This is a genomic window from Mycobacterium sp. TH-M25 (assembly GCF_057473665.1).
Genome location: NZ_JBYCLA010000144.1, coordinates 1 through 4,723, shown reverse-complemented (window position 1 = coordinate 4,723; position 4,723 = coordinate 1). Strand labels below are relative to the sequence as shown.

Genomic DNA, 4,723 nt, shown 5'->3' with positions numbered 1-4,723 from the left:
GGGCTGCGCGGTTCCGCGATTGGCCATGGTGTCGTGGAAGTCCCGGTGGTGGTCGAGCGGCCGGTGCTGGGGGAGCGGCGCGCCGCGTCGGTACGGGCCGCGTCGGCTTCGGCGACGTTCGACTTTGTCGTCGCCGAGCCCGGCTGGACGATGTTCATGATCAGCCACTTCCACTACGACCCGGTCTGGTGGAACACCCAGGGCGCCTACACCAGCCTCTGGACCGAAGACCCGCCCGGAAAAGCCCGTCAAACCAACGCTTTCGAATTGGTCCACGCGCATCTGGAGATGGCCCGCCGCGAACCCGAATACAAGTTCGTCCTCGCCGAGGTCGACTACCTCAAGCCGTATTGGGACACTCACCCCGAAGACCGTGCCGATCTGCGTCGGCTGATGCGCCAGGGCCGCGTGGAGGTCATGGGCGGAACCTACAACGAGCCGAACACCAACCTGACCAGTCCCGAGACGACAATCCGAAATTTCGTGCACGGCATCGGTTTTCAGCGCGACGTGCTCGGCGGCGACCCGAAGACCGCGTGGCAGCTCGACGTGTTCGGCCACGACCCGCAGTTTCCCGGCATGGCCGCCGACGCGGGGCTCACGTCCAGTTCGTGGGCCCGCGGGCCGCACCACCAGTGGGGGCCGATGCACAGCGAGGGCGGTGTCTCGGGCATGCAGTTCAGCAGCGAGTTCGAGTGGATCTCGCCGTCGGGCCGCGGCCTGCTCACCCACTACATGCCGGCGCATTACTCGGCCGGCTGGTGGATGGACGAGTCGACCACGGTGACCGAGGCCGAGCAGGCCTGCTACGAGCTGTTCGCCGAGCTGAAGAAGGTCGCGTCGACCCGCAACGTGCTGCTGCCGGTCGGCACCGATTACACGCCGCCGAACAAGTGGGTCACCGAGATTCATCGTGACTGGGGCGCGCGCTACGCCTGGCCGCGGTTCGTCTGCGCGTTGCCGCGCGAGTTCTTCGCCGCGGTGCGTGCCGAGTTGGACGAGCGCGGCCGGGCGCCGTCACCGCAGACCCGCGACATGAACCCGATCTACACCGGCAAGGACGTGTCGTTCATCGACACCAAGCAGGCCAACCGCGCCGCCGAGGACGCGGTGCTCGACGCCGAGAAGTTCGCGGTGTTCGCCGGTTTGGTCGGCGGCGCTGAGTACCCTCAGGCCGCGTTGGCCAAGGCGTGGGTGCAGTTGGCCTACGGCGCCCACCACGACGCGATCACCGGCTCGGAGTCCGACCAGGTCTACCTGGACCTGCTGACCGGCTGGCGCGATGCGTGGGAGCTGGGCCGGGCGGCCCGGGACAACTCGCTGGCGTTACTGTCCAGTGCGGTCGACGGCGAGGTAGTCGTGTGGAACACGTTGGCGCACAGTCGGACCGACATCGTCACCGCCCGGTATGCCGAACCACTGGGCGCCGGGGCCCAGGTGCTCGATCACAACGGTGTGGCGTTGCCCGCGGTGGTCGAGCGGGGAGGGACGTCGGTCAGCTGGCTGGCCCGCGACATGCCGTCGCGGGGTTGGCGGTCCTATCGGGTGGTTGCCGGGGTAACCGAATGTGGTTGGGAGCCGTTGCCGGGCAACGAGATAGCCAACGAGCATTACCGGTTGTCGGTCGACCCCACACGCGGCGGCGCAGTGGTCTCGCTGGTGCGCGACGGCAAACAGCTGATCGGTGAGGGCCGAGTCGGCAACGAGTTGGCCGTCTATGAGGAATATCCGGCGCATCCCACTGGTGGTGAAGGGCCGTGGCATCTGCTGCCCAAGGGGCCGGTGGTCGGCTCTTCGGAGTGCGCGGCGGAGGTGCAGGCCTATCGCAGCCCGTTGGGCCGGCGGCTGGTTGTCCACGGCCGGATCGGTGAAATGCTGCGCTACAGCCAGACGCTGACGCTGTGGCGCGGGGTCGACCGGGTCGACTGCGCCACCACGATCAACGACTTCGTCGGAGAAGACCGGCTACTACGGCTGCGCTGGCCGTGCCCGGTGCCGGGCGCCATGCCGGTGAGCGAAGTCGGCGACGCCGTGGTCGGTCGCGGCTTTGCGTTGCTGCACAACAACTCTGAGTCGGTCGATACCGCCGAGCAGCCGTGGACGCTGGACAACCCGGCCTACGGCTGGTTCGGGTTGTCCTCGGCGGTGCGGGTGCGCGTCGGCGACGGCGACAATCAAGTGCGAGCGGTGTCGGTGGCCGAGGTGGTCACGGCGAGCGAGGCCGTGGGCGGTGCGCTGGCCCGCGACCTGATGGTGGCGCTGGTGCGGGCCGGGGTCACGGCCACCTGCAGCACCGCCGACCGGCCACGCTACGGACTGCTCGGTGTCGACTCCAACCTGCCCGATACCCGCGTTGCGCTGGGGCAGAGCGCGTTTACCGCGTCCGTGCTGGCGCGCGCCGACCCCGCCTACACCCGCGAGGTCGAGCGGCAGCTTGCCGATACCGGCTGTGCCAGGGTGTGGGTGCCCGCTGCCGCCCCGCTGGCCGAAGCCTGGCTTCCGAACGCCGACCTACGGGATGCGCGGGCGCTGCCGGTGCTGGTGATCGCCGGACGTGACGACGCACATCTCGACACGGCCATCGCGGCGGTGGTCGACGATCTCGCCGATGCCGAGATCGTCGTGAACCAGCATGCCCCGGCTGGCTTGCGGGACTTCGACTCGCGCACTGTCGCGCTGTGCAACCGCGGAGTGCCCAGCTTCGCCGTCGAGACCGACGGCACCTTGCACACCGCGTTGATGCGGTCGTGCACCGGCTGGCCGTCCGGCATCTGGATCGACGAACCCCGGCGCACCGCGCCCGACGGGTCCAGCTTCCAATTGCAGCATTGGACGCACACTTTCGACTATGCGCTGGTCTGCGGTGTCGGTGATTGGCGTCGCGCCGAGGTGCCCGAGCGCAGTGCCGAGTTCTCGCATCCGCTGCTGCCCGTCGCGTCGTCGGGTGAGCGGGGCGGGTTGTCCGCGACCGGTTCGCTGCTGGAAATCGGACCCGTCGGCGCGGTGCGGCTGGCCGCGCTCAAGGCGGCCGGAAACCCGCTGGCGCACGGCAGCGCCCAGCGTGTCGACGCGAGTCGCGTCGCGATCCGATTGGTCGAAACCCGCGGTGGGGAAGCCGAAGTCGACGTGCGCTCGCCGTTGGGGACCGTGTCCGGGCTGCGGTCGGCCGATCTGCTGGAGCAGCCACAGGCCCGTCAGCTGACCACGTTGCACGGCAACCAGATCGGCACCGCGCTCGCATGGTTCGACCTGCCGCGGTTGCTGGATGCCGAAAGCGTGGCGCTTGCACCGGATGCCGAGATCGCGCAGCCCTTGTACGCGCGCTACTGGCTGCACAATCGTGGACCGGCGCCGCTGGGCGGCCTACCCGCGGTGGCACACCTGCACCCGGTCCGGCTCACCGCCGAGCCGGATTCGCAGGTGTCGTTGCGGCTGACGCTGGCCAGTGACGCCAGCGATGCGACGCTGGCCGGGACGGTGACACTGGTCTGCCCGCCCGGCTGGACGGCCGGCCCTGCCGCTTTGCCCTTCACCCTGCCGGCCGGCGAACACCTGGAAGCCGACATCGTCGTGAAGGCGCCCGCCGGCATCGATCCCGGCGTGTATCCGGTGCGGGCGCAGTTGGCGGTCACCGACACCGAAGTGCCGGCCTCCTGGCGTCAGGTGGTCGAAGACGTCGCGCTGGTTTCCGTGCGCGGCGCCGACGACGCTGCGCTGATCCGCCTGACCCGCGTACCCACGGATATCGTTGTCGCCGCCGGGGGTTCGACCCGGCTGACCGCCACGGTCGGCACCGATGCGGGTGCCGACCTGAGTCTCGAGGCCCACCTGATCAGCCCCTGGGGCACGTGGGAGTGGATCGGACCGGCGGCAGTGGGTGCGGTGTTACCGGCCCGCGGCACCGTCGACGTCAGCTTCGAGGTGAACCCGCCCGCGTGGGTCGAGCCCGGTCAGTGGTGGGCGCTGATCCGGATCGGCTGCGCCGGCCGACTGGTCTACTCGCCCGCTGTGCAGGTGAAAGTGCAATGAATGTTGCTTCGGTGCAGGGTATTCCAGTCCCGGTCGAGGAGGTCGACGAGCGGGAGGAACGATTGCGCGGCGGTGCGCGGGCCGCGGCGTTGCCGGCGGTCGGCACCAGCGAGGGTCGGCAACTGCGGCGTTGGCTCACTCAGCTGATCGTGACCGAACGCGTGATCGCACTCGAAGCGCAGGCCCGCGGGGTGAGCGCCGACCGAGCCCCCGCCGAGGACGAGTTGCTGCCCGACAGCACCGCACGGCTGGAGATCGGCAGTATCGCCGCCGCGGCACTGGCCGACCCGCGCGCCCGGGCTCTGTTTACTCACGTCACCTCCGGTGTCGAGGTCAGTGACGGCGACATCGCCGCCTATCACGATCGAAACCCGCTGCGGTTCGCCGGGTCTCAACGCTACGCCCCCGGCTGGCGGGCCCCGGCCGCCGCCGTCCCGCCGCTTGCGGAGGTGCGTTGCGCGATCGCCGAACACCTCCGTGGCGCCGCCCGACGGCGAGCCTTCCGGGTGTGGCTCGACCAGCGCCGCGCGGCACTTGTCCGGCTGGCGGCCGGCTACGAGCATCCCGGTGACCCACGTCAACCCGACAACACCCACCGGCACTGAGCTCTGATGTTGACCCTGGCTGTGGATATCGGCGGCACCAAGATCGCCGTCGGTCTGGTAGACCCGTCCGGCGAATTGGTACATACGTT

General features: G+C 69.6%; 3 protein-coding genes. All 3 read left to right on the top strand.

The window, feature by feature from the left end; translation table 11 throughout:
* Positions 1–4,029 (top strand): glycoside hydrolase family 38 N-terminal domain-containing protein (locus AC2VOU_RS04925; protein WP_486956349.1); only part of this gene is annotated, 4,029 nt, incomplete at its 5' end.
* Positions 4,026–4,634, top strand: coding sequence for a DUF7158 domain-containing protein (locus AC2VOU_RS04920; RefSeq protein ID WP_486956348.1), 609 nt, complete (start codon positions 4,026–4,028; stop codon positions 4,632–4,634). The genes AC2VOU_RS04925 and AC2VOU_RS04920, both read left to right, overlap by 4 nt.
* Before the next feature lie 6 nt (positions 4,635–4,640).
* Positions 4,641–4,723: hypothetical protein (locus AC2VOU_RS04915; RefSeq protein WP_486956350.1), on the top strand; the 83-nt coding region annotated here is incomplete at its 3' end.

Excerpts from the sequence above, each read along its gene's own strand:
- AC2VOU_RS04920 (WP_486956348.1), top strand. The coding sequence starts at position 4,026 with ATGAATGTTGCTTCGGTGCAGGGTATTCCAGTCCCGGTCGAGGAGGTC.